The following is a 26,776-nucleotide window of genomic DNA, read 5'->3' on the forward strand; positions in this document are numbered from 1 at the left end:
AGCAGAGTGTTGCGGGGGGGCGTAGCGCTAAGGCGGCGTAGGCTGCCAGTAGATCGTTTGGAGTACAGTCATGCTGATGTTCCTGTATCTCAAGGGGTATGCGGAGCAGAAGTATACAATGAAGCCATCGTCGATTGCGACCCGCTGCCAAGCTCCACATGAGTTACGTCAGATACTGGCTTATTCAATGGGTATACCTGCGGGCAAGGCTTTGCCCTCCATTCGTTCTTGTTCGAGCTGACCTGTGCGCTGAGAAGTGAGTTGGCCAGACGGTTACGATCCGTCTAGGCATTCATCGAATCGACTTCACCTGACTTCTAGGACTGTTGATCTTAAATAGCAGATCACGGTTTACACCTTCCAATTGCTTGTTCTCCTTGGCCAGCAGAGCGTTTTGCTCCTGAAGTGCTTTCTTCTCTGTACAAAGCCGCAGATTCACGATGGCTATCCTCTTCAGATCTGCATCTCGCTCAGCCAGTATGTCACGCAACTCCTTAATCAGCAGATCTGCCCCCTGAAGGGCTTTCTCCTTCTTGACGAGCTTTTCTCGCGACTCCTTGTTGGTCTTTTGACGAATTAACTCTGCAAGGTCTGGATACCGGTTGTGTATCGTCGCATTGCTTATGCCTGCCTCTTCGGCGACGGAGGCGATACTTAGCTTACGACTCAGCTGAACCTGCTTGGGACGCCCCTTGGTAATCCTTGAGATAGCCAACTCGATTGCACGCCTTGTCTGGTCATTTCCCATGCTACACCGCCTCTACTGCTGGTATGAGACGCGATGGACGTTCTGGTAAGGAATACGGCTCAACTGGGTCTCCAAGTTCGCCTAGCACCCGCTCTGCCTCTCGCAAGTGCCTTGTGGCTCGCTCCCAGGCCGGATCGCCAAGATCTGGCCATGAGAGCACCTCAGCCTGCTGATCTCTAATGCGCCGCCATATGAGCAAGTGTCCCTGGTCGATGACACCCTCACCGCAGCCAACGCAACGAATCGCATCGTAAAGCCCCTCCCCGCCGCATCCCTTAGTCGTTGCCAAACACCAAGAGTGGCCGGTGCCACGGATAAAAACACCTTCGCCAACAGCCCTGACCAGAGCTTTAGGGTCTTTTGCTGTCTTCACCTCGGGTCTCCCTCTGAAGCGCACGATATGGTCAGCCCTACCGCCAGAAAGCTTCTGGCTCGGAGCCAGCCATCCAGAAACGATACTTACCTGCAATTCGTCCCTTTTTGACAATACAGATTCAAGAAGCGTGTCATCAAATAGCGGGTCTTTTGCATAGTGCAGAGTCATATCCATTGACCAATGTTTGAAATGGTGTCGCAGATACCGAACATCGCCAAGTACGTTCCTGGCGACAAAAACAGCAAATGTTCTCCGAAACTGGTGTGTTGCGAGCGGCCACAGTTTCTCCGGAGTTATCGTAGTACGATCAAGAACTTCACCCAAGTCATCATTCAACACCACTAGCTCAAAACGCTCTGCAACCTTTTTGAGGAGCGTATTTGTTAGTACGTTCTGTAGAAATTCAGGCCGCGTGCCAAGCGCTTTCCAGCCAAGAAAAAGGCTGCTACCCAAGAGAGTGGCATCATTGACGACTTTTGATTTTAGTCCCTCATCTTTGGCTAGTTCGTACAGATACAATCTTCTTTTACCGATGTAGGGCAGAAGAGATCTCCGCAACCCCGCTGCCACATTCACAGCCTTTTCGACGACAGGTGGAACCATCCATTTTGCAGGTTTTGGCTGCTCCTCCAGCTTGTATGTGAGCCCATGTATCCAGCAAAATTCTTCGCCATCCATATCGAATGAGCGCTCAAAGCAATTATGTTTTAACGAAATAATTTCGGAGTCCCGCATACCGCTAAACATGGCAACGACGATGTAGCAGCACGTACGCAGAATCCTGACCTCATCATCAAGATCCGTTAAAAATCGCAGTCCGTTCGCGTCAAGCAAAGACTGCATTTTAGAAAGTGCCCTTGCCCTCGCGATATCATAAGACACTGACTCTAGCGTCTGATAGGAGCTCTTCGCACCTTTTTCCAGTCTCACCCTTGCATGATACTCAGCAAGCTCCATCTCTTGTGAATAACAGGAGTGGAATGTATCCCAGATATGCAGAATTCGATCCGACTCATGCTCTATGAACTCTAAGGATTTTCGCCCGAGATCGGCATATAAGCGCTTTGGAATAATCTCAGTCCGGACATCATACATACCACCTGTACGTCGAGCCCCTGCAAGACTGAACGCAGTTTCCTCTGGCCACGGATGCTCACTCATTGGTTTTGGCAAATGAGTTCTAAAAGCGTATATCAATTCCAAAACTTCTAATAGAGCAACTTTTTGTCTCTGCTTAACAGACTTATCCGCGCCTACATATAAAGCATACGCAGCACACCGCACAGGAGTCAGCTCATCAAAGCCCGTGATGGATTGCCCGCACATCCAACGAAGAAGCGGCTTCACGTTCGTCCAGCACGAAATTAGTGTTGCTGCTTTTATGTGCTTGGTTGATCGCGGTGACTTGGCGAGCCAACGAGTATATATAAAAGACTTAGCGGCTATTAGCAAACTAGTCTCTGATTTGTCGATGGATCTCACTTCATCGGAAAGTGGATGGTCAAAATTCACATAGAGGTTTGACGTATTTTTGTTGAGAACATACGGGGAAAAGTCCCATATGTTGTCCTCATACCTAGAAAGCGGCATTGATTTACCGTTTTCGCCGGTTATGTATGTAACTGCAAGATCATTTCGATCATCAACAGCGATCTTTCTCAGGACTGCACAGGGCGGCCTGGCTACAGTTGCATTAGCACCGTTCACTCATCACCTCCAAGCAAAGTCCTATCTCGCCACATTGGATGAGGGGTAGCGAGGGCTCGGTGTTTCTCGCGCTCAACTACAACCGGATCAAAAAGGGGAGTTATATCGTTGTCGATGACACGGATCACCCACGCATAGACGGAATTCCAGCGCGATTTGCCGAGTAGCCCGCGTTCTTTGATCAGGAGCCAATAAAAACTGAACAGACGATACAGGTCTGATTCGATCACGACCTGATTTGGGCAACGAAAGCAATGGAGAAAGCGCTGACAGTTGGTGGTGCCATTTCTTGGAGCAAAACGGCCATTGATAGGATCTGAACAACGCGCAACGCCTGTATTAAGTGCTCCACTCAGTAGCAGATCAACTTTTTCGGGCTCTATGGATAGTTGAGCTGACAAGTCATCGCGAAAGCTCTGCTCATTCACCTGACCGGTCATGACGCCTTCGAGAATACGACCAACGAATTTGTGATTCCGCTCCATCTCGGGCGTGACAGCGAGGTAGTGGCTATCAGTCATCCGCGTACTATTACCCAAGAGCTGAGCCGTCTTGAACAAGTTTCCGTTGCTCAGTTGCCACATTCGCGTGGCAAAGGTTTTTCGTAGCCTCGATACGTTGACCTTCAGTAATTCTGGCAGGCCGTTCGATGCCCTTCTATCGCCAAAAATTTGATGCCGGGCCACCAGTGCAGTGGCTTGTTGGTCAATATTGGAGGCGTTGAGAGTCTTCACGCCTCTATTCCCCTTGGCGCGGTAAAGCCAGACACGATCGTGCATCGTCTTCGGTGCTAGATCTAGCAAAGGAAACGATCGGACTAGCGCTTCCCGGTACAGGGTGACCACATCGCTCGGTACCGACGCGGACTCATCATCAGTGGTGTGGTAACGAAAGGCTTGGCGGTGAATCTTGAAACCTCGACGCTTATACAACTGGAGCACGCCCATATCCGGCTTGAGAGGGTGATCGGTGATCGCATCTCTGCTCATCTCTAGTAGTGGCGTGAGATTGCGACCACTCCTGGCAGCGATCAGCAAGAGGTAAACAGTCATAGCTGCGGCCTCGCTCCCACTAGGCAAATTACCGGAGCGGATCATGTCTAAGTCCTTCAGGAGCGCTATCAGCAAGCGCTCTATCTCGCCCTGCGTGAATGCCTGATGACCAACATACGCTCTGTCGGCGTTCGGAAATGGAATTTGAGGAAACACACCGATCCCGAGTTGCCCGGCGCGAACACGGTTCATCAAGACTGTTTTTGTTGTGTTGTAGATGGCCCGCGCCGATGTGATTGAGATTGTCCCCTTACCCCTTGCTGGCTGTTGCTTCAGCCATTCCGTATAGCGTTCAACTGTGCGGGGGACTATGTCGGCGAGGCACCCTATGACGCGGCCCTTACCCGATTCAGCGTCGAGGTACTTGAACCAATAACGCATACCGGAGGCACAAAGGTTCATTACGGTCGCTTGGCTGACCCCCGACGATTGAATTTCTTGGACGGCCTCGTGTAGCTGACGTGAGAGCAATAGTCTCGTAGCTGGCTCAATCGCTTCCGGTACCGATGCCCACTGCGCGAAGTCGAACACCCTCGTTCCAACGCAAATCGACATGTCACCAGGAGTTTTTTTTGCTGTTTCAATTGAGATGATGTTTTCTGGCTGCATGCCATAGCTTTTTCTGGGTCTAGGCATGTGCATTCCCTAGCAAGTCCAACTCTTCCTGATATGTATTCAGTTCCGAGTTTTCCATGAGATCAAGACAATGAAGATAGATGCTAGTCGTTTGGACGCTGCTGTGGCCCAAGCGATCTCGAACCCATGCAAGTGCTTGCCCCATGGCCGCACGCTTCGACTGGTGGAGTAGTTCAAAAGTAGCAAAGGTATGCCTCAGCATGTGCGGAGTAACCCTGAACATAATCCGAGGTTGCTTCCCAGACCAAAGTCGTCTGTACGCATTGTTCAAGCCTTTTTCACTGAAAGGGTGACCATCTCTGTTTAAGAAGATGGGTTGAATCCCAGAGCGGCTTGCACTGCGACCAAAGTTGGCCCTGAATGCTCCCTCAGCAAAGCTCAGATAATCGAAAAGCTCCCGCATGACGTGCCAACCAATGAAGACTGTCCTAGGTTTTGAATTCTTCAGCAGCATGTCCGATGGGCTGAGATCAACACGAATGCGCTTCCGTACATCGAGCCCTGTCGGGTCAAAAACATACTTAATAGGGAATGTCCTGCATTCTTCATTGCGAAGGCCAGTTTGAAGCATCAGCACCGTCATCAATCGAAGCGTTTTGGTTGTGCATGCCTGAACCAGAAGCTTGGCTTGCTCAAGCGATAGAAGTTTAGGCGGCTCTCGGAAGACCTTGAGCCGAAGGTCGTCGCCATCTGTCATCTTGGCGGCGTGTGCATGCCTCAAAAAGCCCTGATTGTTTCCGGCAACAAATTTCGGTGAGGCATCCCAAGGAACTGAGCTAATGCGGCCTTGTTTATGCGCCCATTGATAGAACCCCATGAGGCATGTCAGCCGCTGGTTCAAAGTGCTCGGTTTTATGGCCCTTAGGCCCGTTGATGGTCTTGTCAGGGAAATTGACCAGTTCCTATACGCGGCAAGATTACTTACGGCGGATCGAGCGTGCCCCGCGACAGGGACATGAGCCCAATCGAGGGCGTTTGCCTCCAGCCATGAGAAATAGTCATACAGTGCTTCGCCGTGATTTCTCCATGTCTTGGGGCTACGCGTCTTGCCTCGTTCCAGCGCCAGATACATGAGGTAATCGTTTGCCGGCTCAACCAACTCCATTTGCCCGTTCAGCAGGAAAGGAATTCCAATATAAGCCTGGGTTAGCAGGACGAAACTGTCATCGGTGAACAGTAGCCTCATGGTTCATACCACTCATTGAGCACTGAGAGATCCTTTCTCTCTAAGCTAATGAATCATGGGCGCTCTGTCTGTAACAGAAATAGGGTTACCCTCCGTGAACACCCCGGCACGCGGGCCTGTAAGCTATTCAGGAGGCCCCTTGCCCACTCTCTCAGGATCATTCGCGATTCGTCATCAATCCTGACAGAGAGCCCCATGACAGCACCCATCCGCCGCGCAACTTCCCTTCGACCTGGACAATTCAAGCACCTGATCCGCGTCGCATCCGTGACTGGCCGTCTACCGGAGCGCGACGTGATGCTTTTGTGGCTCACACACACCACTGGCATTCGCGTAACCGAGCTGGCCTTACTGGAGGTCGCAGACGTGCTATATCCCAGCGGAGCCATCAAGCCTGAGGTGTATTTACGCGCAGACATCACCAAGGGCTGTCGTCCGCGCAATGTGTATCTGACTCATCCACGATGCCTTGTCGCCCTGGATGGCTGGATCGCAGTTCGCTTGCAGCGCTGCTGGGGCCTTTCCGGCACCGACGAATACCGAGGCCTGCGGCCAGGTTCAAAGCTGGTCACCACACACAAGGGCCAAGCCTTTGAACTCGCGTTCAAACATCGCCAGCTGGACAGTGGGCCTGAGGTGTATCGGGCCTGCGATTCGCTGCAACAGACGATCAGCAGGCTCTACCGGCAGGCCGGTATCAAACAGGGTTCGTCTCACAGTGGCAGACGCTCTCTAGCTGCAAAAGTCTTGGCCGCGACCGGGGATGTAGAGACAGTACAGACGATCCTCGGGCACGCCTGTCTTGACCATAGCAAGCCCTATTTGAACGTAGATCAAGACGTCATCAGGCGGGCTTTTGAGGTCGCCCTTTAGTCCGCTAATTGTCCCTAGTGTTTGAGAAGTCAGTGGTATACTACCGGCAAGCGAACCGGCAAAATAATCACCTAAAAATTTATATAGGCCTTTATTAATAAGGCATAGCGTAAGGTAGGTAAACGGCAAATGTCATTCACCCCGTATATTCCCCAAGACAAGGCTCCCGAGGAGTTGCAGGACCAGATCGTTAAGGTCATGCGCCTTGATGCGGAACTCCACGGCAAGATCCCGCGCCCGCTGCGCGTGCCGATGACCAACCTATTGCGCGTAGTGAACTCGTACTACAGCAACAAGATCGAGGGTAACTCTACGGTACCGGCTGACATTCTGCGCGCCGAACAGGTTGCAGACGCGCCTCAGGAGGTCAAAGCCAGCGAGGACTTCTTGGAGATCAAGCGCCACATTGAAGCGCAGCGCCGCCTCACCGACGACCCGATCAACCCAGTCGATGTCTGCACTCGGGACACCATCTCGCGTCTACACCGCGAATTCTACGTCGGTGTGCCGGAGGAGATGCTCGATATCCAAATTAACGAACAAGGCGACGTTATCCGCATGCTTCCCGGCGTATTCCGCGAGTACGGCGTCAAGGTTGGCCAACACATCGCCCCGACCGCTGAGCAGATGCACGCCCACCTTGGCCAATTCGAGCGCGTTTACCGACTGGATCGAATTCACGGGCTGTCGCGCTTCCTCGCGGCCGCTGCAGCGCACCACAGGCTGATGTGGATCCACCCCTTCATGGACGGAAACGGCCGCACAGGGCGCCTGTTCACTGACCAGTACATAAAGGCCGCCGGTTTTGGCGGCTATGGGCTGTGGTCGATGAGCCGTGGCTTCGCCCGAAACACCGACGCGTATTACGACATGCTCAAGGCAGCCGACCACCCTCGGAAAGGCGACCAGGACGGTCGCGGCATTTTGTCGGATAGCGGTCTGATGCGCTGGACCCAGTACTTCACCGAAACCGCGCTGGACCAGGTTCAGTACTTCAGCGCTCAGCTTGATCCGGAGAAGCTAGGCGAGCGGATCGATGTGTACTTCGAGATGCGCAGTCGTGGCGCGCTTTCAGACGGCAAGGGCAATGCACTGCCAGAGCTCCGGATCGAGGCCAGGGACGTTTACAAAACCTTGCTCCATATGGGCGACCAGCCACGTGCCGAGCTGCAGGCCAGCCTTGGCGTTGGGGAACGCACCACCCGGGGCCTGTTGAGCCAGATGGCAAAAGAGGGCTTGATCAGCCTCGACGGACGCAAGCCGGTATCCCTGAACCTTTCGCGGCACTCAATCGAGTTCCTGTTCCCCTACCTTTGGTAGGGGGGCTGGAACACCATTTGGAATGGTAGGAAAAGAATCATGAGCGTCATGGATCAAGCGGCATTTGAACGTGCCCTGCAAGCAGCCTTTAAGGCAGGCTACGAAGAAGGTTTCAGAGATCGCGACCACTCGGGCGACCGAAACTCTGGCGAGTCTTGGGCTTATTGGGTGAACAGCGATGAAGGCAAAGCGGTGGTCGCTCAAGCGACAGTCCAAAGTTGAGGGAAAACGCGATGAATGACTTTTGGGGTCACCAGCCGGCGCCGCTTACGGATGCCGAGGTCGCATCAGGCGCCCGACCGGGTGAAAGCTGGGACCAGGCCCGCGAGCGACTACGCGCAGCGCCTGATAACCAGAGCGCACTAACCGGGCGTGAGTGGCAACGCTTCGTGCATCTGATCGACGACATTCAACGGGTGTGTATCAAGTGGCTGCACGACAGCAAGGGGCGTGATGCACAGTTGTTGCTGAACCAGGTGCAAAACCTGTTTGAGTATTGCTGCGCGTTATCAGAAAAGCGAGCAGTTGAGTTAGTGCCCCAGGATCAGTTGCGTTACGGGCTTTTCGACGAAGCCTACGCCGTGCTGTCACGTCTAAACCCTGACGAAACCGAGTGGTTGCCTGAGTGTTTCATCGGGCTGTTGGATGTGTTGAGCCACCCTGAGCCTTACGAAAATTTGTTGGGCTTGGAAGCAGAAGGTCTTTTAAAAATGGTGCTTAAAGGCTGAAGCCCCTCTGAGCGAATATTCAAGGAAAAATCGCATGCCTACCAAGCTCAGTGAGCCAATGCAAAACGTGCTGATGAAGCTCGGCAAGGGTTGGGGTTGGGATGATTTCGGCGTGGATGGTCCCCTGTCCTATGCCGCTCGGATTCGGACCTGTGTAGCCCTCGCCAAACGCGGACTAGTGAAGTCTTCCTATGGTGATTTTGATCTGACAGAGGCCGGTGAAACCCTGGCCAAAAAACTGAACGATGAGGCTAATGCGGCCCAAGCCGCGAGTTAAGGAAAAGACCACCATGAGCGAAGTCTTTGTCAGTGCGGTTCATCCGACGATTGGGCGTCTGTACTGGGTCTACACATCAAATGCGGATTGCAACTATCCAGATCATTACAGCCTTACCGACTGGAGCGAGTTGGCCACCCGATTTCCGAAAGGCTGGAGGGATCACGACTTTTTGCACTGGCTGTATAAATCGCACATTTCCAAAGTGTTACAACCTGATGATACCTACAGCGACTATTACGTGGTCGAGGATGAAGAAGCAAACGTGTACGAGCAGCGTTTCACTGGTTTGCTTCAAGGATTGCATGCCAAAAGCGGGCAGACCGTCGAAGAGTTTAGGCAGTGGGTGTTACGTGCAAGCTGGGTAGATATCCCTGCGCTGCAAGTCGTCGAAAGTTGAAGGGAAATATTAGGAGAGACACATTGACCAATACTGCTACCGCTTTCGACGTACAGGCCAAATACCCCACTGACCAAATACAACGGAGCTGTGAGGAGCGCCTGCAGCAGCTTCGGACTGCCCAATCGGGTGAGCAGGTTAGCCATCAGTACCATCAGGGCAAGGGCTATGTGCAAGCCCTGTCAGATGCCGGTCTGATCACCCGCCAAGACGAGGGCATCATCAGTTGCCAATTGCTGGAGACAATGTTGATGGCCATGAAGCGCCTGAATAAAGCTGGCACCCAGTAACGGCCAATGCCGCGAACTGACGGAAATTTACCGGTAATGCCCAAGCCCCGCCATCGAGTGGGGCAGCGGCAGTAGAAGGATACCCCTCTGGCGTCCACAATATCGAAGGAATGATCCGTCATGACCAGCAAATCGGATACCGCCAAAGAACAACCCAACACCTGGACTCAGGGTGGCCAAGCAAAATCCTCGAACGTAGCGGCGGCCATGGAACCATCAGACAAGTTGACTCTCAACTTCGATGAGGAAGGTCAAAGGCTCATACGGCGGTACCGGGAGGCTTACAACAAGTTTCTCGAAACACCCGAAAATCAACGAGGCCCCAAGAACGGCTATAAGAAACGTTTGGCCGATAAGAATGCAGCAGCTAGTGAATTGGCATTGTGGGTTGAAGTGATTGCAGAACAAGCGGAGAAGCTTTCATAGGTGCGGTCCTCTACACCAAGCGTCGAAGTAAGTAGGAAAACGCACCAGGTATACCCAAGCCCCGACCTAAAAACTCGGGGCTAGGCCAGTAAAAGAAACGCAATTTTGCGCTGATGAAGCCGGAGAAGACATCAATGGGTTTTTGGAATGGAGTTGTAAAGTTCGTTGTTACTGCTGTCGTTCTCAATGGGAAAGCGAATCAGCAGCGATCATCGGGGATACAAAGCGACCCCCCGTGCTACAAAGACCACTCGATTTCATGCAAAAAGTGCAATGGGTTAGCAGGCCCCATCAAGGGTACGAAGCGAAACTATCGCTGTTCATGCGGTCACCAGTTTTCAGGCCCCAATCATCCGTTTTGAGCCTTGCGTTGGTTGCCTTGGTGGCAACGACGGTGGGGCTCCACCGGTTATTCAACTGACCCCGGAAAACTCGCTCAGCTGCACCTCAAGCCCCGGCCAACCGGGGCCGAGGACGTAAAACAGGCCACTTTCGGCCCCGAATCGAGCAGGACAACGCCCAGGAGGGCAAAGCAAATGGCTGTGGTTATCGATATCCAATCGTTGCTCCCGCGCATTACTGCCATTGGTTCCGCGCTTGATGTGTTGGCCAGCGTCACTGATGCGAGTGAGCGCGTGTCTGAGCCAACGACACCAGAGCAGCAGGCTGCAATGCAGCAGGTGAACATCGAGCGTGGCAAATTGTATGAAGACTTGCTCACGTTGCTGGTCAAGCCTCCTGCCAAGCGTGCCGCTGAAGCTGCGGCGTTGCGGGCTGTGTTCGCCCAGGTATCGCGATGCCTCAAAGATCAGCCGCTCGCTCTCGAAACGCTTGAGGCCTACGAAGAGGACGCTGCCAATAGCCATTCAGACGTGCCCCGCCTGCGGGGGTTCCTGCAAGGTTTGTACGCAGGTAAGTCGCTGCCATTTGAGGACTATTGCGAAGTTGATGCCCTCATCGTGTCCGCCTTCGATTTGTAAGGGAAAAGCGCGTCCAGCAACATACCAAGCCCCGGCCAAAAACCGGGGCCGAGGACGTAGAACGACGCCCATTTTCGCGTCCGTGAAAACAACAGGGAGTATCCATGTGGTTTTGAACAATAAAGATTGACACAAAACAATAAAGTTTGACACTCATGAACATAGATTGACACAAGGCTCAAACCCCCGTATCTACGGGGGTTTTTCTTTTCCAGGCTTTCCCTTTGGTCTGGATTCATCGCTTCAACTCTCTGCGGGTGTAGTCTAGAAAATGCTTTGAATATGGCCGCTACGGCGGTCGTGTTCTTCTACGACTTTTCTCGGCGTGAGGTGAAGCGGTCCGCATCGACTGAGGAGGCGTGGGTTGCGAGGTCGTAAGTTTGCATCACAGCAGGACATTGAACGGCACATTGCAAATGGATTTGGCGAAGGCGCCGGGGCAAGCTACGTGCCTTGGCTGCGGGTACAAGATGTCCCGTCGATAGGTCGTTCGCACAAGATCCAAGGTGTGAAGATCGAGAGGATTCATCACCTACTGTCAGACCTCGAGCGTTCGTACTTCCTTGTGTGTGAATTTTCTGAAGACGTCGTGGATATCCGTGAGCAATATCCGTTACTACCCACAGAGCGCGCGCAAGCGATAGCGTCGGCAATAGATGTACGTTATCCCAGATACCCTAGAACGACACTGCCCTATGTAATGACAACAGATTTCCTGTTAACCGTTAAGGACTTGAGCGGAAACTTTAAGTCGGTAGCTAGAACGGTGAAGTATCGATCCGACCTAGTTGGCAAAGGAAGCAACCGCACGCTTGAAAAACTTGAGATTGAAAAGCGCTTTTGGCAAAGCCAAGGTGTTGATTGGAAAATCGTCACAGACGAATTTTTTACACGAGATTTGATAAAAAATCTTGGACTAATCAGAAAATACTCGAAGCTCCCTCGAGACCTAATGAAAGTCCCTTTGCATTCGAATTTTATCGAGTGCCTAGCAAATAGCCGAGAATATTCGTGGACTTTGGCCACCTGTCTAAGAAAAATAGCGTCCCTTCTGTCCATTTCCTATCTAGACGCTCAGGCAATTTTCTTCCATCTGGTTTGGAACAAGGTACTGAAAATAGATTTGATTAACACTCCTCTCCACCTTACTGGTCTAGTTCCTGAATTCGAAGTTTTCCAGATCCCTGTCCAAGGATCGTTGAAGGAGAAAATGTCATGACTGTCCTCGTTAATGAGGTTTTTGAGCCTGTTACCGATCTGTCGGTCATCGCTACGATAGCTAGGCTCATTTACCAAGATGAAACGCATGACTTGGCTGTGGTGATAGACCTAACAGACCCACCCCGGCAGCCCTACGCCATTGGTCTCGAAGAGTTGCGTCGTTCGTTGGCGTCTGGTCACACGAAACCAGCAGCCATTACCACACCCGAGTTTATGCTTGTGCTTGAGGACCAGCTGGATGAGAGAGCCAAGCAAGGCCGGGACGAAAAGTGGGCTGTCATAGCCCCTCTGCTAGATCCTGAATATCTAGGACGAATATTTGTACGGGGAGAGTTAGGCCGGCTTGTTACCAAACGGGCGTCAGAGCTCGGAATTCAGCGAAAAACGATCTATCGGCTTCTTTACCGATATTGGTTTTATGGTCAAGTTCGAAACTCATTACTTAATAATTACTCGGCGGTAGGTGTTGCCGATAGAAAATATGATCCGAGTAGGCCTCCGGGGCGAAAACCTACGTTTCAAGGCGTTCTCACTGCGCCTTCAAAGATGCTCAGTGCGGTTGATAAACGATGCATACGAGTTGGATATGCCCTTTATGTAAAAGATAAGAAATCTTCTATTTCGAGCGCATATGACGAAATGTTGAGAAGATTCTACTCGGTTCGAGACATCTCTAAAAACAGTGAAGAAGAGCTTCGTTTGCTACCTAGCTTAGAGCTGCCCAGCCTGAGGCAATTCAGATATTGGGGACAGATTTTTTTCGACGAAATTGAAACCGAGCGTGGCCGTAAAGGGTTGAGGAAGTGGTTAAAGGACTGCCGTCCGCTTTCAGGTACCGTTCGCGATTGGCTGCGTGGACCGTGTCATCAGTTCGAAATCGACGCAACTATTGCCGATATTTATTTGGTCAATAGCTACTCTAGACGGATGCTCATTGGCCGGCCCGTAGTTTATATCGTTGTGGATAGTTTCTCCGGAATGATTGTTGGCCTCTATGTAGGATTGGAAGGTCCCAGTTGGAACGGGGCGAGGCAAGCGCTGTTCAACGCGTTTACCCCCAAAGTCGAGTTCTGCGCTCAGAACGGCGTTGAAATCAATTCAGATGATTGGAATTGTCACCACCTGCCCCACCAGATTTACGCCGACAGGGGAGAGATGTTGTCACTGGCAGCAGAGGGGCTATCGTCAGGCTTGGGAATTGAGATGGGCACGGCTCCGCCTTATCGGCCTGATTGGAAGCCTATGGTAGAAAGTCGGTTTGGCATTTTGAATGATTTGACGGGTATCAGATGGCTACCTGGCGGGGTAGCTGCGCGAGACAAAGAGCGAGGCGAGCGAGATTACCGGCTCGATGCCACGCTAAACCTCAAAGAGTTCACCCAGATCCTCATCAATTGCGTGCTCCACTATAACCGGCACCATCGACAGCCTGACCGACTGACTCAGGCGATGATGAATGACGGTGTTGAACCTACGCCCAACGGGATATGGAATTGGGCCTGCGAAAACGACCTGATCGAATCCAACAAACGTCCCGACGAGCTGGTTTACCTCCATCTCTTGCCGCGCGAGCGCGCGACCGTTCAAAAGGGCGGCGTGATGTTTCGCGGCATGCACTACGTTTGTGATATGGCCATAGAGAAAGATTGGTTTGCCAAGGCTCGCAAAGGGGGCGTTTGGTCAATAGAGTGTTGGTTCGATCCGAACTCTGCGGCGCACATCTGGATCCAGGGAGAGGCCAAGCAGTTTATCCGCTGTGATCTTCGACGATCGGATGCCGGTTACGCGAATTACCGCTCGGACGAGATTTTTGATCTGCTCGAAGCCTATCGCCAAAAACCGCCTACTCACCGGCGAGCCGAGCTGGAAAGCCGTGTGCAGCTCAGCGATCAGGTCCACCAGATCATCAGCCATGCGCTCGCAGAACGAAAATTGGAACCTGCTCCGCCCACCAAGGCAGAGGCCACTGGAAACATCCGCGAGAACCGCGCAGAAGAACGTCTCCGTGAGCGTGAAAATGCGGCTGTTCCTGAAGGCGTCAGGGCGGAGCCAGCTTCACTTCAATCTGAATCGACACCGAAAGCGCATGACTCATATGCCGGCGAGCGCACTGCGCAAGTTATCGATTTGCTCAAAAGAATTCGGCCAGGACAGGCAAAATGAAAGGTGCGCAGACGTTTGCCAATTACGTCAAACAGGACATAAGTGAGTATGCGGGCAATCCGCTTATCGAAGCTTTGCCTCCTATATTGTCGGAGGCGGCGGCTATTGAGCTGATCTCGAATTTTCCTCAGCCGGTGGATCCGAAAGAGCTGACCCTCGAAGGATCCACTCGAATTCACTGTATCGACCGATTAAGAACCGTGGTACAGCCGTTTTTGTTACACCTGGAACTGGAGGCCCTGTTTTCACTGCTCATCCGTCGAGGGTATGTTGGGCGTAACCCGATGTCGCCCGCTACCGTCCGGCATTTGCATTCTTTATCGGGGGCTCAGCGTTACCACGATGCGTTCAAGTCCACTGCCGAAACGTTTACCGTCGTCGGCCTGAGTGGCATTGGCAAGTCGACGGCACTCCACGCCATTTTGAGCCTTTATCCACAGACAATCCGTCATGAGCGCTATGAGGGAAAGCAGTTTGTTCATACCCAAATCACTTGGCTGAAGCTTGACTGCCCTCGGGATGGATCGCTGGCTGGATTTTGCCAGCAGTTTTTTTATGCGGTTGGTGACGCTCTAGGAGACAAGGACTATCACAAGCGCTACAGGCATCGAAACATCAATGATGCGCTGCAACAGATGGAGCAGGTGGCCAGCACGTTTTTCATCGGCGCCTTGTTAATCGACGAGCTGCAAAACCTCCACTTGGCGAAAACCGGTGGTAAGGAGAGCATGCTGAATTTCTTTCTTCACTTGGTTAACAACATTGGTATCCCGGTCGTTTTCAGTGGCACGAACTCTACGATTAGCTTGTTCTCAGAAGCCATGCGGACTGCCCGCCGAGTCTGTGGTGCCGGTACGCTGGAATTCAAACGATTCGAAAAAGAGGATGAGGAGTGGCGGTTGTTAGTCGAAAATCTCTGGAGCTATCAGTGGTGCAAGCAGACTGCTGAGCTGACTGACGAGATTTTCGACACGCTGTATGAGCACACTCAAGGCGTCACAGATTTCCTGGTCAAGCTGCTGGTATTGAGTCAGCGTTATGCGGTCCAGAGTGGCTCGGAGTGTTTGACTGCCGAGGTCCTGGTGAAGGTAAGCAACTCAAAAATGCAGATTCTAAAGCCAGCCCTTTCAGCTCTGCGTAGCCGAGATCCGAAGCGGATGCGGCAGTTCGACGATTTGCTGCCGATTGAGCATCAGCTGAGCGAAATGATGGTCTTCGACGGTTTGGCACGAGAGGATCGCCTCGCCTTGCTTCGAAGCGTTGTGTCCCGTGAGAAGCCGGCAGACCAATCTCCAACCATTCTTGCGAAGGATCACCCATCGCCGATTGCAACTGGTGTGGAAAACTCAGAGGCTAAAGCCCTAAGCGAACAGGACGCTCCCCTCGATGCTCTGCGAGCTGCGGGCTGGCTCAACGAGGACTTGTTTGAGTTCTCACCGATGTATCACAAAGCGTGAGTCGGGGGGTGGCGAAGTGCACCTTAAACTCCATTTCTTCCCCACGGCGTTCCCCGATGAGACGCTGCACAGCGTGATATCTCGCTATGCCCGTCTTTGTGGTGTTCGTAATTGCCAAGCAGCATTTGCCGGTCTGAAATCGGCGGCAGCATTTTCGCAAAATGTTGCATTCCCAAGTCATTTAGGGGAGTTTGTCGACGCGCTACCCAGCGGTACCGAGCTATCGATAGCCGAGGTCCTCATGCGGCACACGCTATTTCCCTACTATGCGCCGTTTTTGACTATGAGCCAGGTAGTACACGCTCGGACGCTGATGACTGCCGATGGGAAGGGTTTGATGTTGAAGCTGGGCGTCAACGCGAGCCGTATTGGATTCGCCTCCCGAGTGCGGTTATGCCCAGAATGTATCGCCCAAGATCAGGCCCAACGGGGAGTTGCTTACTGGCACAGGGTCCACATGCTTCCAGGCGTGCTGGTATGTCCGCATCACGGCACGTCACTTAGTGTCCTTGATCCTCGCTGGTCCAGCCGCAGCTCTCGACAACTCAATCTGCCGGGTGATGAGAATGTGCAAGCACACACGGTACGTCTCGATACACCGTCGCTGAGCATGCCGCCGCTTCACGAAATAGCGTTGCGCTCACTTCAGGTCATCGAGTCTGAAGTCAGTGCTTTGTCAGCGGAGGCGGTGCGCTACACGCTTTTACAAAGGGCAACGCAGCTTAACCTTGCCTCTGATAACCATCGCTTGCACCTGCACATGCTGGCGCAGCACATGGCCGATTTTTTTGCCGCACTCCCGCGAGAATGGGAATTTTCCATACTCGGAGAAGTTCGTGCAGGTACACCCGCCTCATGGGTCACGAAGCTGCTTCGTACGTCAATAACCTCCCACCATCCGCTCAAATACATTTTATTGGCCGGTGCTCTGGGCATTGACATGGTGAGCTTGCTGCATGGTCAACGCCCGGTGAAACAGGCGGTGGAGTGTGGTCCGATAGCTCACATTCAACTTCACACGCGCCTTTCTCCGGTGATGCCTGGTGAAGGCCTGGACTGTTCGTCAGCCGCTGTGTGGAAACATGCTCTTGAGGGAGCTGATGCCAAAAAGATCGCTGCCGTTCTAGGCGTTTCATTGGCGTATGTCTATCGTCACATCCGAAATGTAGCCGGCGGGCAAGGTGCTTGGAGGGAGGCACGATTTCGCATTGAGCTATGCGCAAGACGCACGGCTTTCGAGGCTGATTATCGCTTTTACAAAGCACATGCATGCAGGGGGTATGCGTGGCTGTATCGCCACGATAGGCAGTGGCTTTCGGAGTCAACTTTAAACCCAAGCCCCCATCGTACGCCCCGTCTAAATAGCGCCGAAATGTTCGCTGCCCTCGATGCGAGACTGGCCGGCGAAGTCCGTCAGTGTGCTGAAGCGCTTTATGCTCTTGCGGGTAAGCCTGTCCGCATCTCGCGTACCAGAATTGGCCGGGAGCTTCATGTTCTGTCTCGCTTCGAAAAGCAGCTCTGCAAGCTTCCTCTCTGTGCAGCAATGCTCGACAAAGTATGTGAATCAATCGAAGGCTTTCACGATAGGCGTCTGCGATGGGCTAGACGCAAATTGCTCTCGGAGAGCAAGCCTATATCACGTTCTTCGCTCTACAGGGTCGCGAGCATTCGGCCCACGCTGTAATCCAGCCACCCATTCCCTTGATCTAAAAAAGTTCTGAATTTAATTCAACGTAAACACATTATTTTTCTATTAATGAAAATTTGCACCTTCCAGAATAGCTACGGCATACGCTGGATGACCACGATCAGCAAGTAAAACGTACTAACCCGCGATCAACAGAAATAGTTTTGCAATCGCCATGGGCTGACCTGCGCGGGTTATCGATACGTGTTTTGTATTCAAGAGTACGATCGCGGCAGGGCTTAGGGATGCTCCGATCAACTTGCTGCGCGGCGGCCGCAAGTCGTAATTTGCACGGCACGCAGCGCTATTTGCTCAAAACGACCTGATGCAGTGTTCATCGAGGGCGTTTTTCGCCCGGTTTTCCATGTTAAGCGCGCAACTCGCCCATACCCATCAGTTGTTTTCGAGCCATCCACAGGTTCGACAGGGCGAACAATGTGGTCAACTGAGCCGTGTTTTTCATCAGCCCACGAAAGCGCACTTTCACGTACCCAAATTGGCATTTGATCACCCGAAACGGATGTTCGACCTTGGCCCGTGTCTGGGCTTTGCAGTACTCAATCTTGCGCTTGGCCTTGTAGAGCACGCTGCGTTTATTCAACTTGGAATAGGTGCTGCGGCGCGCCGCGATTTGCCAGATCACTTCACGATTTTCATGCTCTTCACGCTTCTCAACGCCGGTGTATCCGGCGTCTGCATACACTGCATTTTCTTCGCCATGCAAAAGCTCGGCGACCTGTGTGACATCGGCGACGTTGGCGGCGGTGCCGTGGACGTGATGAACCAAGCCGGACTCGACATCAGCGCCAATATGGGCCTTCATTCCGAAGAAATACTGGTTACCTTTTTTGGTCTGATGCATCTCGGGGTCGCGCTTTCCCTCTTCGTTTTTAGTCGAACTGGGAGCATGAATAATGGTGGCATCGACGATAGTGCCCTGACGCAGAGACATGCCTTTGCCCTGCAAATAACCATTGATGACCGCGAGGATTGCAGGTGCAAGCTGATGCTTTTCCAATAAGTGCCGGAAATTCATGATCGTGGTGTCTTCAGGTATCGGGGCGCTCAAGGTCAAACGTGCAAACTGGCGCATGGGCGTGATTTCGTAGAGCGTTTCTTCCATGGTCGGATCGCTCAGGGAAAACCAATTCTGCAACAGATGAATACGCAGCATGGTTTCCAGAGGATAGGGTTTTCTGCCGCCACCGGCCTTGGGGTAGAACGGCTCGATCAGGCCCAGCAGACCCGTCCAGGGCACGACCTGATCCATCTCGGCGAGGAAGCGTTCGCGGCGTGTCTGCTTGCGCTTGCCGGCGTATTCGAAATCGGAAAAGCTCATCTGGCTCATAGGCGGCTCGGATCAGGTGGTCAGGCGTATTTCAGCACATTTGAAAACTTGTTCGGAGATTCCTTAGATGAATTCACTACGATTAAAAGTTGAGCGGCTGGGTATCATTTGCAAATCGATACCGGATACAGAATTTGACGGGTTGCATATATACTGCCCCCGGATGCATATTCTCTTCGAGCCCTACCTTTAATCGGTAAATGATGTCTGATCTATTGTTTTTCCCCGTGTCGATGCCGGATGAAATGCTGCACTCTCGTCTCACCCGATATCACTATCTGTCAGGCAACAGAACCGCGACAGAAACCTACCGCGATTTGTTCGCATCGAAACCCTTTTGCATTGGTGGCATCGTACCCAATCAGATCGAGAGGCTCGCCCACAGACTGCCGGGGCAATCGGAGAGCAATCTCGCAGAGCTGATCAGTAGCAATACCACTTTTCCTGCTTACCGACCTTTTCTTGGGGTTAAGCAGGGTCCGGAGAACAACGTAGGACCGCTGGGTTATGACGGGGTGGTACGGGTGCCCCGCAGAGAAGAGTCCACCCATGGCAAGGCTAAGATTTGTCCTACCTGCGTTCAGGAGGATTTGATTGATCGGGGTTCTGCCTACTGGCATCGATCTCACCAAATACCCGGTGTTGCCGTCTGTTGGCGTCATGGCGACGCATTGATCCATGCCTGCCCCGAGTGCTCTCGCCCGTTCTACCGAAAATTGAAGCTACTTCCCAATCTGACTGAGCCATGCGCATGCGGTTGGAGCCTCTTAAACAGCGCAGCGACTCGCAAGGGCTCAAAATTGGAACAGAAAGTCGCCCTGTTCGCACACGATATCTTGCAACGCAATATTCCTCCGATAGGCAGTACGGTATTAAGTTCTTGCTACGTCCGCCAATGCAAGAAACGCGGATATATTTTCGGAAAAAATGCAGGTATCGCAAAACTATTCGACAGCATCCAAAGCGCTTACGGCGATGAGCTTTTGTCGCAGATTGATCCAGCCTATAACACCGGTAAGCATGAGCAATGGATCCGGCTAAAATCAGACAAAGGTCAGCTAAATATGCCGCTCGCGCGACATTTGATCATTGCTCTTCATTTGTTTTCCAGTGCAGATGACTTTGAAGAGGCTCTGAAGAATGAGTCTATTCTGCTGAGTGCCTCTGTTTCTCCGCGAGCGTCCAAAGTCGAAGAATCGCATCCTAGCCAAAAAACTAGGTATCGCCAAAAAATTGAGTTGCTTTTAGCGCTACGTAACGACGCCGATGTCGAGTACCTCTGGAAGAAGGCGTACAAACCTACGCAATGGATTCTAGAGCATGATAACGCATGGTTAATGGCAAAACTCCGTGCACCTAAAAAAGTTGCAGTTACGGTCGAAAAGTCTGTCGACTCAAGAGACGGCGCGTATGCGGCCCTTATCGAAGCGGGCGTAGATGAGCTATATAAAGTTACGAAAGATCCGAAGAGAGTGAACATTCGGAATTTGCAATCGCTACTCCCAGGTTCGTTACCTCATGAGCTGGATCTACGCAAGCAGAGGTTCCCCCTTACTTATCAACAGATAAAGATTCATCAAGAGTCAGTATGGCATTTCCGTCTAAGAACTTTGGTATGGACTGTCTCTGAACTCATCCGGATGAAGCTCCCGGTGAATTACTCGACGGTAAGATTGACTTCAGCGGTAGCAAGCAAGGTTTTCCTGGTATTTTCCAGTTTCTTCGAGTGGGATCTGACAAGCCTGGAAAAAACCGGAGTCGACGCGGAGGCCTTGCTCAGATCTACCGGCGTATCGAGGAATTGGGAGGGGCCACCGGTTCCAATAAGCTTTTGAGGTCATCTGTGTTCCGTCAGCGTCTGCCATCCTTTGGTGATAACAAAAATGCCATCTGGCTTGAAAGCGTAAACGCGGAGTAGGGTTCACCTTTCACATTAGTAACCTTCGCGGCAGCTTTCTGAAAGCTTTCACTTGTTACTCTTTAACTCAGAAAATTGAGCTTAGGAGAAAATCATGAAAGCAATGACAGCAGTGAAAGCGTTTTGCGCCGCTTCGATTTTGACCTTATCTTCATTAGCCATGGCTGAAGGAGGCGGTGACCGCGTGTATGGTCGGATGATGCAAGAAAACCAACAGGCGATGGAGCAATATGCCTTAAGAAATGGTAAGGCCGTCCCTGAAGTTGTTCATTATGAATATGGTATGAACCTCGATATTCAGAAGGTGGTCAGTGTCACACAGGCCAACAAAAACTGTAGTGTTGCGCCTTCGCGCATGACCTATGAAGATTCGGCGGGCAAGCTTAATACCGTGGAATACAAGATTATGGGTACCGACTGCCCACATGGAAGTTAGCCCCTTAAGGTCATGTCTACATCAGATCATTCATTTACGCTTTTTAAGCATGCTTGCTGGTCGCTGACATAGAAGTAATTTTCAGGTCACGCTGGAGTTATCTTTTGTATGAAATTATGTCTGCCGGCACGTAGAGGGAATTCCTATGTGCCGGTGGCTTTTTATAATGATAAAAATATTTCATAAAGAAACTCTGCCAAGCTAAAGCCTGGAGTGTTAAATGAACAATAAAAGCTTTTATGGTCTTTCTCTCATTGCCCTTGGCATGAGCATGGGGCAAGTTGCAGTGGCTGTTGAGCCAAAACCTGAGGGATTCATTGAGGGAAGCACCTTTAGCCTTCTCAATCGTAATCTCTATTTCAATCGTGACTATCGAAAGGGCCAGTCAAGTCCTACAGGCAATGGCTACGCTGAAGAATGGGCTCATGGGATTATTGGACGTTTTGATTCGGGCTTTACCCAAGGCACCGTCGGATTCGGCATTGATGCATTTGCAATGGTAGGACTCAAGCTTGATTCGGGTGATGGGCGCTCGGGGACTCGAAGCTCAGTGGATGTCATGCCCTACAACAGCAAAGGCCAACCTGAAGACTCTTACTCAAAAGTAGGCGGAGCCGCGAAGGCTCGCTTTATGGATACGGTGGTCAAAGTAGGAGACGTATTTCCATCCACACCTGTCGTGGCGTATGGCGATTCTCGACTGCTGCCAGAGAGCTTTAGGGGGGCAACGTTCACCAATACCAGCATTAAAGACCTGACCATTCAGGGGGGCCGGCTGCATGCGATGAGCCAACCCAATTCGAGCAGCATGCGTGACGGCTTTTCGACTTTCTATGCCGGTGCTGTTGATGCTCCGTGGATTGCTTACCTTGGGGGCGATTACACCGTTAATGAGCATGTTGGTGTGAGTCTTTACGCCAGCCAATTTAAGGATGTTTGGAATCAGTATTACGCAGGCACTTCCTTGAGCTACCCGCTCTCAGAGAGCGTCGCGTTGATCGGTGGATTTAATTATTACCGCGCGGTCGACGAGGGTAAAAAACTCCTAGACAGCTTTGATAACAATATCTGGAGTGGCAAAGCCGGGGTCAAATTCGGCGTCCACACGGTGACCGTTGGCTATCAGCGCAGCAACGGCAATGACGACTTTGATTACCTGCGCCAATCGGACTCGATTTTTCTGGATAACTCCATCCAGTACAGCGACTTCAACTCACCGAAAGAGCAATCCTTGCAGCTACGCTATGACCTGGATATGCAAGCTTTTGGCATTCCGGGCCTAAGCTTCATGACTCGCTACGCGAAGGGGTGGGACGCTGATTATTCCAACGCGAACAGCGTGTACATGCGTCGCGGAGCAGATGGAGCGCCCTTGCAAGACCAAAAGCGGTGGGAGCGAGACATTGAGGCTAAGTACATCATCCAGTCAGGCTCTCTGAAGGACATGTCACTGCGTGTTCGCCAAGCAACCACACGTGCTACCGATTTCGAATCTGATTTGGACGAGGTCCGACTGATTGTCGAGTACCCACTGCAACTACTTTAACGAGCAATAACCTGCGGCACCAATTGTTCGACTACCAGGTACACCCCGTCTCCTTGTTTCTCCTTTGGTTTGGGAGGCGGCTTAGGCGCCCTAGTGGCGCCTTTTTTTATGTGGATTGACATAAGGGCGGGACGTTCTGTTGTCAGTACCTGTGTTCGCCCCGCTAAACCTGCCATCTAGGATCTTTTGATCCGTTGACAGGCAACTCCATTCATAACTGAGACTGAAGGTGCAGAGTCATCGTCGATGTTCACTTCGACTGCGTGCGCATCGTTTAGTTGAGGGCGTTATAGCGTGGGGCTGAGGGGAACAGCAGGAGAGGCGGCCAACAGTAGCTCATTGTCTTGGCGTGTTGCTGAGCGCGAAATGGACAGTATTGTCCCGCTGCATGGCTATGTCGCTAACCATGCAGGGACAGGATTGAGGGGCTAGATTATTTTCCGGGGTATTCAGCAATGACCTGGTCTGCGCCTGCTTTGGACAAGCCGATGACCTTATAAGCGTCATGTTTCCCGTCCACTTCCATTCCTGGGGAGCCGGCCGGCATGCCTGGAACGGCAATCCCAAGCAGGTCATCACGTTTGCTTATCGCAATGATTTGCTCGGCGGGCACGTGACCTTCAACAAACTTTCCATTGATCATTGCTGTGTGGCAGGACGAGAGTCGTGGAGCAACACCGAGATCCTGCTTGACCGCGCTCATGTTGGTTTCTACATGATCAACGACGGTGAAGCCGTTAGCTTCAAGGTGCTTGATCCACTTCTTGCAGCATCCACAGTTAGCGTCACGATGGACGTCGATCGTCAACGACTCTGCTGCATGACCAGTTGAACTGATAAACAGAGCCGCAAATGCAGCGAGGCGAAGTGCCCGACCGGGACGAAGAAAGTTATTTCGCATGGGTATGTTCCTTCCCATCAGCGTGGGTATGAGTTTTTGGCTGAGTGGCCGGAGTTGCAGGGGCGTCATGTGAAGCCTCCACAGCTTGAGGATGGGCGTGTTCGGTACTTTCATCCTGAGAAGGCGCTGCGGCCGCCTCATGGGCATGAGCGCTGTTTTTCTCGCCATGATGGTCGCCTGCCTCGGCTATCTCTTCGGCTGCACCCGCATCATGATGCCCCGCGATAGCCCCTTTTTGGCCCTCATGCTGGCCTTCATGGTTATGCATTTTGCTCTCGCCGCCACCGTGTTGATGACCACCGCTGCTGGTTGCTAGAGCTTTGTATTGCTCTGCATCCAATGAAGGCAATTGCTGGAGAAAAGCGACCATTCCCCATATGTAGGGATCGGCCATGCTTTTACCCCAAGCGGGCATGCCTGTGGATTTGATTCCATGCTTGATGATCCAGAAAGCTGCGGCAGGGTTTCCATCAACGCCCAGTTTTGAAAGATTTGGAGGTGCAGGGTAAAGGCTATTGCTTAACTCGGTTCCTGCAATACCCGGAGCCAGATGGCAACCGATGCACATAGAGTTGTAGTTGCCAGCACCTGCGCGGATGAGAGCTTCTTCGCTCAGGTCGGGGACTTTAATGTCGCGTGAGCGCACTTCGATCGAGCGGTCCCGAGCGGTGGAAAGTAGGGCTAAAACGGGATCGGAATGTGGTTCATCCGCCCCAACATTGATCACACCAAAATAAACCACGCCGGCACCTGTTATTGCGGCAACCACCCCGGCAGCAGTCAATGTTTTCAATGTTCTTTTCATGTCAGGCTCTTAAAACCACATCCGAATACCGGCGACAAATCGCGCCTCGTTCGCATCCTCCCCTTCATCGCTGGCCAGGTCTGCCGTATTGCCGTAGGAGCGGCTCCAGCTAACCCCGATGTAAGGGGCAAATTGGCGAACAATCTCATAACGCAATCGGAGCCCTACTTCGGTGTTTGCCAATCCAGACCCAATGCCGCGCTGAGGATCATTTTTTCCGTAAAAATTGGCTTCGGCCGTCGGCTGCAAGATCAGGCGATTGGTCAGCAGAATGTCATAGTCGCCTTCCAATCGAGCAGCGGTTTGACCGTTCTCACCGATGTAGGCAGTCGCTTCGGCCTCGAAGTTATAGAGGGCCATGCCCTGAATGCCAAGTGCGGCCCAGGTTTGAGGAGACCCTGGTTTGAAATCTTGTCGTACACCGGTGACGACGTCCCACCATGGTCCGATGGAGTGCCCCCAGAGCGCGGATAATTCAGCGCTCTCCGTCACGCCATTGGTACGTTCGCCTTCCGAGCGCAACCACAGTCGATCAACGTCACCGCCGATCCATCCTTTTGCATCCCAGGCCAATGCACTACCGTTGTCAGCATCCTGGTACTCAAATTTATCCAGTAGCATGAAGGAGTTGAGTTTTTTGTCGTGGACACCATGACCAGCGACATCTGGAAAGGCGGCTGCACGGTCGGCGTCGGTAAGTACGGGGACTGGGGTTCGACTGGTCGCAGTCGCCCCTCCATCCATACTTTCCATTCCGTCCATTTGCCCGTCATCCATATTCATCTTGCTGTGATCCATTGCCGCCATCTTGCTATGGTCCATAGCTCCCATTGAGCCGTGGTCCATCTTGGAGTGATCCATCTCTTCAGCGGCGTGAACCACGACAAAGAAAGCAGGACTGGTAGAGACTGCCAGTGCTATCAACGTTGGGCATAAAAACTTACTGGTCATGATCTCAATCTGCCTTTTTGGTTTTTTGGTCATGATCCATCGACTCATGGCTCATCTTGCTGTGATCCATTGATCCGTGATCGGGCTTTGATTCGTTTGTCGCAGTTGCAGGCTTGCTCGTTGCTTCCGCAGGAGTAGCAGGTGAATGAACACTACTATCTTCGACTGCCAGCGCCACGGACGAGAGTCCACCCATCAAGCCGACGGCAAAGAGGCAACCGACCAGCGATTTACGATTTAGGGACTGTCCGAGTAAGCGGCTCATGCGTTCGAGCAGTTCATCTTGGACTCGCTCAAGATCAAAGGACTCGGGGTCGGCATCAAATTGGCCCAGGGTGTCGAGCCAAAACTCGGGGAACGCAATGGCGTCAGTCGGATAACGATTCCAGGTTTGTTCAGCCTGGCTACGCAGAGCGATCACGCGTTCAATTTTGGGTTTACCCAATCCGGCATACAGGGTATGTGGGATGGCGGGCAGTAGGTATTCGAGGGTGTCGAGCATCCGGCTGATGTGTGACTGTGAAATGGGGTAGCCCCCAGCGGCAAGACGTCGCGCCAGCTCGCGTTGCGAGAGCGTTGCTCCATCTGATTCGAGCATGGTTTTGAGTTTGGCTACTGCCAGAGCACGTTCGATGAAAGTGAGTTGGCCGTGCAGATCGCTTTCGGCCAGATGGCCGAGTAGGGTGGTGACTTCATTGCTCCAGGGCCGGAACAGGCAATGAATGCGAAAGAAGCGCTCGTCGCGGGTTTCCTGCCACAGCTCGCCGAGAATCGCCAATCGCGTATTACCGCCGTTGCGGATGATGAAATAGGTTTCACCCGGGCGGCGGGTAATCGGCGGTGGTTGATCCAGCCCGCGTTCACGGATCGAGGCTTTTATATCGTCATAAAGCGGATTGCGGATGAAGCGTGGGTTGTGCTCGTAGGGCCGCAACTGCTCCAGCGTGACCAGCATAGGGGTGTCGATGACTGGATCGGATAGTCGCTCCAGTTCTGGACCCCGAGGAAAATGGTCCTGGTGCAGTTTGTCGGTGATCTCCTCCTGACTGAGCTTCTTCATTTGAACAGCCTCAGTTAACGCCGGTTACGCAAATGGTCACCGACCTCAAACTTAACGATCTCGGCTGTTCCCGAACCTTCGAAATACCGAGACAGTTTCGCGAGAAACCAACCCATGGCCGAGCGCCCACGCTGCAGGCGAAAGACCACAGTGCAGTACTCTTCACTAGGTGGATGATCTTGCCGAATGGATGGCTGAACGATGATGGGAAACTGATCCAACATCCAAAGACTCCTCGCCAAACGCTGTTGGCCTCAAGGTTGAACAAACAAAATACCGTCTTC

At 52.3% G+C, this 26,776-nt stretch carries 25 protein-coding genes and 1 pseudogene; 16 read left to right on the forward strand and 10 right to left on the reverse strand.

Annotation, left to right across the window (positions count from 1 at the left end; all coding sequences use genetic code 11):
• Window positions 1–292: 292 nt before the first annotated feature.
• From VSQ83_RS25220 to VSQ83_RS25235, 4 genes are read right to left on the reverse strand one after another with little or no spacing between them, the layout of a single operon-like run.
• Window positions 293–748, reverse strand: coding sequence for a hypothetical protein (locus tag VSQ83_RS25220; RefSeq protein WP_077750517.1), 456 nt, complete (start codon window positions 746–748; stop codon window positions 293–295).
• Between the two features lies 1 nt (window position 749).
• Window positions 750–2,831 (reverse strand): hypothetical protein, encoded by a 2,082-nt coding sequence (locus VSQ83_RS25225; protein ID WP_326427383.1) that lies wholly within the window; start codon window positions 2,829–2,831, stop codon window positions 750–752.
• A complete protein-coding gene (locus VSQ83_RS25230) occupies window positions 2,828–4,519 on the reverse strand; it encodes a hypothetical protein (protein ID WP_077750515.1) in 1,692 nt (563 codons plus the stop codon). The genes VSQ83_RS25225 and VSQ83_RS25230 overlap by 4 nt, the downstream gene beginning before the upstream one ends.
• Window positions 4,512–5,705, reverse strand: coding sequence for a tyrosine-type recombinase/integrase (locus tag VSQ83_RS25235; protein ID WP_077750514.1), 1,194 nt, complete (start codon window positions 5,703–5,705; stop codon window positions 4,512–4,514). The genes VSQ83_RS25230 and VSQ83_RS25235 overlap by 8 nt, the downstream gene beginning before the upstream one ends.
• 195 nt (window positions 5,706–5,900) lie before the next feature.
• Between VSQ83_RS25235 and VSQ83_RS25240 the strand changes: the two genes are divergently transcribed.
• From VSQ83_RS25240 to VSQ83_RS25300, 13 genes are all read left to right on the forward strand, one after another.
• Window positions 5,901–6,578: a site-specific integrase gene (locus tag VSQ83_RS25240; protein WP_326427849.1), complete on the forward strand. Its 678-nt coding sequence runs from the start codon at window positions 5,901–5,903 to the stop codon at window positions 6,576–6,578.
• A 129-nt stretch (window positions 6,579–6,707) separates the two neighbouring features.
• Window positions 6,708–7,898: a Fic family protein gene (locus VSQ83_RS25245; RefSeq protein WP_326427850.1), complete on the forward strand. Its 1,191-nt coding sequence runs from the start codon at window positions 6,708–6,710 to the stop codon at window positions 7,896–7,898.
• Between the two features lie 39 nt (window positions 7,899–7,937).
• Window positions 7,938–8,120 carry a hypothetical protein gene (locus tag VSQ83_RS25250; RefSeq protein WP_326427851.1) on the forward strand — a complete coding sequence of 61 codons (183 nt, stop codon included), beginning with the start codon at window positions 7,938–7,940 and terminating at the stop codon, window positions 8,118–8,120.
• Window positions 8,121–8,131: 11 nt separating this feature from the next.
• A complete protein-coding gene (locus tag VSQ83_RS25255) occupies window positions 8,132–8,626 on the forward strand; it encodes a hypothetical protein (protein ID WP_326427852.1) in 495 nt (164 codons plus the stop codon).
• Between the two features lie 34 nt (window positions 8,627–8,660).
• The gene (locus VSQ83_RS25260; protein WP_326427853.1) at window positions 8,661–8,903 is read left to right on the forward strand and encodes a hypothetical protein; all 243 of its coding nucleotides are present in this window, start codon (window positions 8,661–8,663) and stop codon (window positions 8,901–8,903) included.
• A gap of 13 nt (window positions 8,904–8,916) precedes the next feature.
• On the forward strand, window positions 8,917–9,303 hold the full coding sequence (locus VSQ83_RS25265; RefSeq protein WP_326427855.1) for a hypothetical protein: 387 nt from the start codon (window positions 8,917–8,919) through the stop codon (window positions 9,301–9,303).
• A 23-nt stretch (window positions 9,304–9,326) separates the two neighbouring features.
• Entirely contained in the window at window positions 9,327–9,593 is a 267-nt protein-coding gene (locus VSQ83_RS25270) for a hypothetical protein (protein WP_326427856.1), read from the forward strand.
• A 120-nt stretch (window positions 9,594–9,713) separates the two neighbouring features.
• On the forward strand, window positions 9,714–10,019 hold the full coding sequence (locus VSQ83_RS25275; RefSeq protein WP_326427857.1) for a hypothetical protein: 306 nt from the start codon (window positions 9,714–9,716) through the stop codon (window positions 10,017–10,019).
• A 536-nt stretch (window positions 10,020–10,555) separates the two neighbouring features.
• Complete coding sequence (locus VSQ83_RS25280; RefSeq protein ID WP_326427858.1) at window positions 10,556–10,999, forward strand: hypothetical protein; 444 nt, start codon at window positions 10,556–10,558, stop codon at window positions 10,997–10,999.
• Between the two features lie 364 nt (window positions 11,000–11,363).
• Window positions 11,364–12,218 (forward strand): TnsA endonuclease N-terminal domain-containing protein, encoded by an 855-nt coding sequence (locus tag VSQ83_RS25285; RefSeq protein ID WP_326427859.1) that lies wholly within the window; start codon window positions 11,364–11,366, stop codon window positions 12,216–12,218.
• Entirely contained in the window at window positions 12,215–14,383 is a 2,169-nt protein-coding gene (locus tag VSQ83_RS25290; RefSeq protein WP_326427860.1) for a Mu transposase C-terminal domain-containing protein, read from the forward strand. Before VSQ83_RS25285 ends, VSQ83_RS25290 begins: the two co-directional genes overlap by 4 nt.
• Entirely contained in the window at window positions 14,380–15,840 is a 1,461-nt protein-coding gene (locus VSQ83_RS25295; RefSeq protein WP_047303458.1) for an ATP-binding protein, read from the forward strand. The genes VSQ83_RS25290 and VSQ83_RS25295 overlap by 4 nt, the downstream gene beginning before the upstream one ends.
• Window positions 15,841–15,856: 16 nt before the next feature.
• Window positions 15,857–17,524: a TnsD family Tn7-like transposition protein gene (locus tag VSQ83_RS25300; RefSeq protein ID WP_047303456.1), complete on the forward strand. Its 1,668-nt coding sequence runs from the start codon at window positions 15,857–15,859 to the stop codon at window positions 17,522–17,524.
• A gap of 370 nt (window positions 17,525–17,894) precedes the next feature.
• Here the strand turns inward: VSQ83_RS25300 and VSQ83_RS25305 are convergent, their stop codons facing one another.
• A complete protein-coding gene (locus VSQ83_RS25305; protein ID WP_106117533.1) occupies window positions 17,895–18,875 on the reverse strand; it encodes an IS5 family transposase in 981 nt (326 codons plus the stop codon).
• A gap of 203 nt (window positions 18,876–19,078) precedes the next feature.
• Here VSQ83_RS25305 and VSQ83_RS25310 point away from each other — a divergent pair, with 203 nt between their 5' ends.
• From VSQ83_RS25310 to VSQ83_RS25320, 3 genes are all read left to right on the forward strand, one after another.
• Window positions 19,079–20,710, forward strand: coding sequence for a TnsD family Tn7-like transposition protein (locus tag VSQ83_RS25310; protein ID WP_230679714.1), 1,632 nt, complete (start codon window positions 19,079–19,081; stop codon window positions 20,708–20,710).
• Between the two features lie 186 nt (window positions 20,711–20,896).
• The gene (locus VSQ83_RS25315; RefSeq protein ID WP_326427927.1) at window positions 20,897–21,229 is read left to right on the forward strand and encodes a DUF2790 domain-containing protein; all 333 of its coding nucleotides are present in this window, start codon (window positions 20,897–20,899) and stop codon (window positions 21,227–21,229) included.
• A 220-nt stretch (window positions 21,230–21,449) separates the two neighbouring features.
• On the forward strand, window positions 21,450–22,775 hold the full coding sequence (locus tag VSQ83_RS25320) for an OprD family porin (protein ID WP_047303454.1): 1,326 nt from the start codon (window positions 21,450–21,452) through the stop codon (window positions 22,773–22,775).
• A gap of 433 nt (window positions 22,776–23,208) precedes the next feature.
• Here the strand turns inward: VSQ83_RS25320 and VSQ83_RS25325 are convergent, their stop codons facing one another.
• From VSQ83_RS25325 to VSQ83_RS25345, 5 genes and pseudogenes are all read right to left on the reverse strand, one after another.
• Window positions 23,209–23,676, reverse strand: a complete 468-nt coding sequence (locus VSQ83_RS25325; protein WP_326427862.1) for a DUF411 domain-containing protein — start codon at window positions 23,674–23,676, stop codon at window positions 23,209–23,211.
• Window positions 23,666–24,481, reverse strand: a complete 816-nt coding sequence (locus VSQ83_RS25330) for a c-type cytochrome (RefSeq protein ID WP_080963950.1) — start codon at window positions 24,479–24,481, stop codon at window positions 23,666–23,668. Before VSQ83_RS25330 ends, VSQ83_RS25325 begins: the two co-directional genes overlap by 11 nt.
• Window positions 24,482–24,490: 9 nt before the next feature.
• Window positions 24,491–25,465: a copper resistance protein B gene (locus VSQ83_RS25335; RefSeq protein ID WP_047303452.1), complete on the reverse strand. Its 975-nt coding sequence runs from the start codon at window positions 25,463–25,465 to the stop codon at window positions 24,491–24,493.
• 190 nt (window positions 25,466–25,655) lie between these two features.
• Window positions 25,656–26,492, reverse strand: a pseudogene (locus VSQ83_RS25340) (ParB family protein); the annotation flags it as partial.
• 14 nt (window positions 26,493–26,506) lie between these two features.
• The gene (locus VSQ83_RS25345) at window positions 26,507–26,716 is read right to left on the reverse strand and encodes a hypothetical protein (RefSeq protein ID WP_096143078.1); all 210 of its coding nucleotides are present in this window, start codon (window positions 26,714–26,716) and stop codon (window positions 26,507–26,509) included.
• Between the last annotated feature and the right edge of the window lie 60 nt (window positions 26,717–26,776).

Source organism: Pseudomonas sp. DSV-1 (assembly GCF_035830915.1).
Lineage (GTDB): Bacteria > Pseudomonadota > Gammaproteobacteria > Pseudomonadales > Pseudomonadaceae > Aquipseudomonas.

Coding starts and splice junctions, on each gene's coding strand:
- VSQ83_RS25220 (WP_077750517.1), bottom strand. CDS start 748: ATGGGAAATGACCAGACAAGGCGTGCAATCGAGTTGGCTATCTCAAGG.
- VSQ83_RS25230 (WP_077750515.1), bottom strand. CDS start 4,519: ATGCCTAGACCCAGAAAAAGCTATGGCATGCAGCCAGAAAACATCATC.
- VSQ83_RS25235 (WP_077750514.1), bottom strand. CDS start 5,705: ATGAGGCTACTGTTCACCGATGACAGTTTCGTCCTGCTAACCCAGGCT.
- VSQ83_RS25240 (WP_326427849.1), top strand. CDS start 5,901: ATGACAGCACCCATCCGCCGCGCAACTTCCCTTCGACCTGGACAATTC.
- VSQ83_RS25245 (WP_326427850.1), top strand. CDS start 6,708: ATGTCATTCACCCCGTATATTCCCCAAGACAAGGCTCCCGAGGAGTTG.
- VSQ83_RS25250 (WP_326427851.1), top strand. CDS start 7,938: ATGAGCGTCATGGATCAAGCGGCATTTGAACGTGCCCTGCAAGCAGCC.
- VSQ83_RS25255 (WP_326427852.1), top strand. CDS start 8,132: ATGAATGACTTTTGGGGTCACCAGCCGGCGCCGCTTACGGATGCCGAG.
- VSQ83_RS25260 (WP_326427853.1), top strand. CDS start 8,661: ATGCCTACCAAGCTCAGTGAGCCAATGCAAAACGTGCTGATGAAGCTC.
- VSQ83_RS25265 (WP_326427855.1), top strand. CDS start 8,917: ATGAGCGAAGTCTTTGTCAGTGCGGTTCATCCGACGATTGGGCGTCTG.
- VSQ83_RS25275 (WP_326427857.1), top strand. CDS start 9,714: ATGACCAGCAAATCGGATACCGCCAAAGAACAACCCAACACCTGGACT.
- VSQ83_RS25280 (WP_326427858.1), top strand. CDS start 10,556: ATGGCTGTGGTTATCGATATCCAATCGTTGCTCCCGCGCATTACTGCC.
- VSQ83_RS25290 (WP_326427860.1), top strand. CDS start 12,215: ATGACTGTCCTCGTTAATGAGGTTTTTGAGCCTGTTACCGATCTGTCG.
- VSQ83_RS25295 (WP_047303458.1), top strand. CDS start 14,380: ATGAAAGGTGCGCAGACGTTTGCCAATTACGTCAAACAGGACATAAGT.
- VSQ83_RS25305 (WP_106117533.1), bottom strand. CDS start 18,875: ATGAGCCAGATGAGCTTTTCCGATTTCGAATACGCCGGCAAGCGCAAG.
- VSQ83_RS25310 (WP_230679714.1), top strand. CDS start 19,079: ATGTCTGATCTATTGTTTTTCCCCGTGTCGATGCCGGATGAAATGCTG.
- VSQ83_RS25315 (WP_326427927.1), top strand. CDS start 20,897: ATGACAGCAGTGAAAGCGTTTTGCGCCGCTTCGATTTTGACCTTATCT.
- VSQ83_RS25320 (WP_047303454.1), top strand. CDS start 21,450: ATGAACAATAAAAGCTTTTATGGTCTTTCTCTCATTGCCCTTGGCATG.
- VSQ83_RS25325 (WP_326427862.1), bottom strand. CDS start 23,676: ATGCGAAATAACTTTCTTCGTCCCGGTCGGGCACTTCGCCTCGCTGCA.
- VSQ83_RS25330 (WP_080963950.1), bottom strand. CDS start 24,481: ATGAAAAGAACATTGAAAACATTGACTGCTGCCGGGGTGGTTGCCGCA.
- VSQ83_RS25335 (WP_047303452.1), bottom strand. CDS start 25,465: ATGACCAAAAAACCAAAAAGGCAGATTGAGATCATGACCAGTAAGTTT.
- VSQ83_RS25345 (WP_096143078.1), bottom strand. CDS start 26,716: ATGTTGGATCAGTTTCCCATCATCGTTCAGCCATCCATTCGGCAAGAT.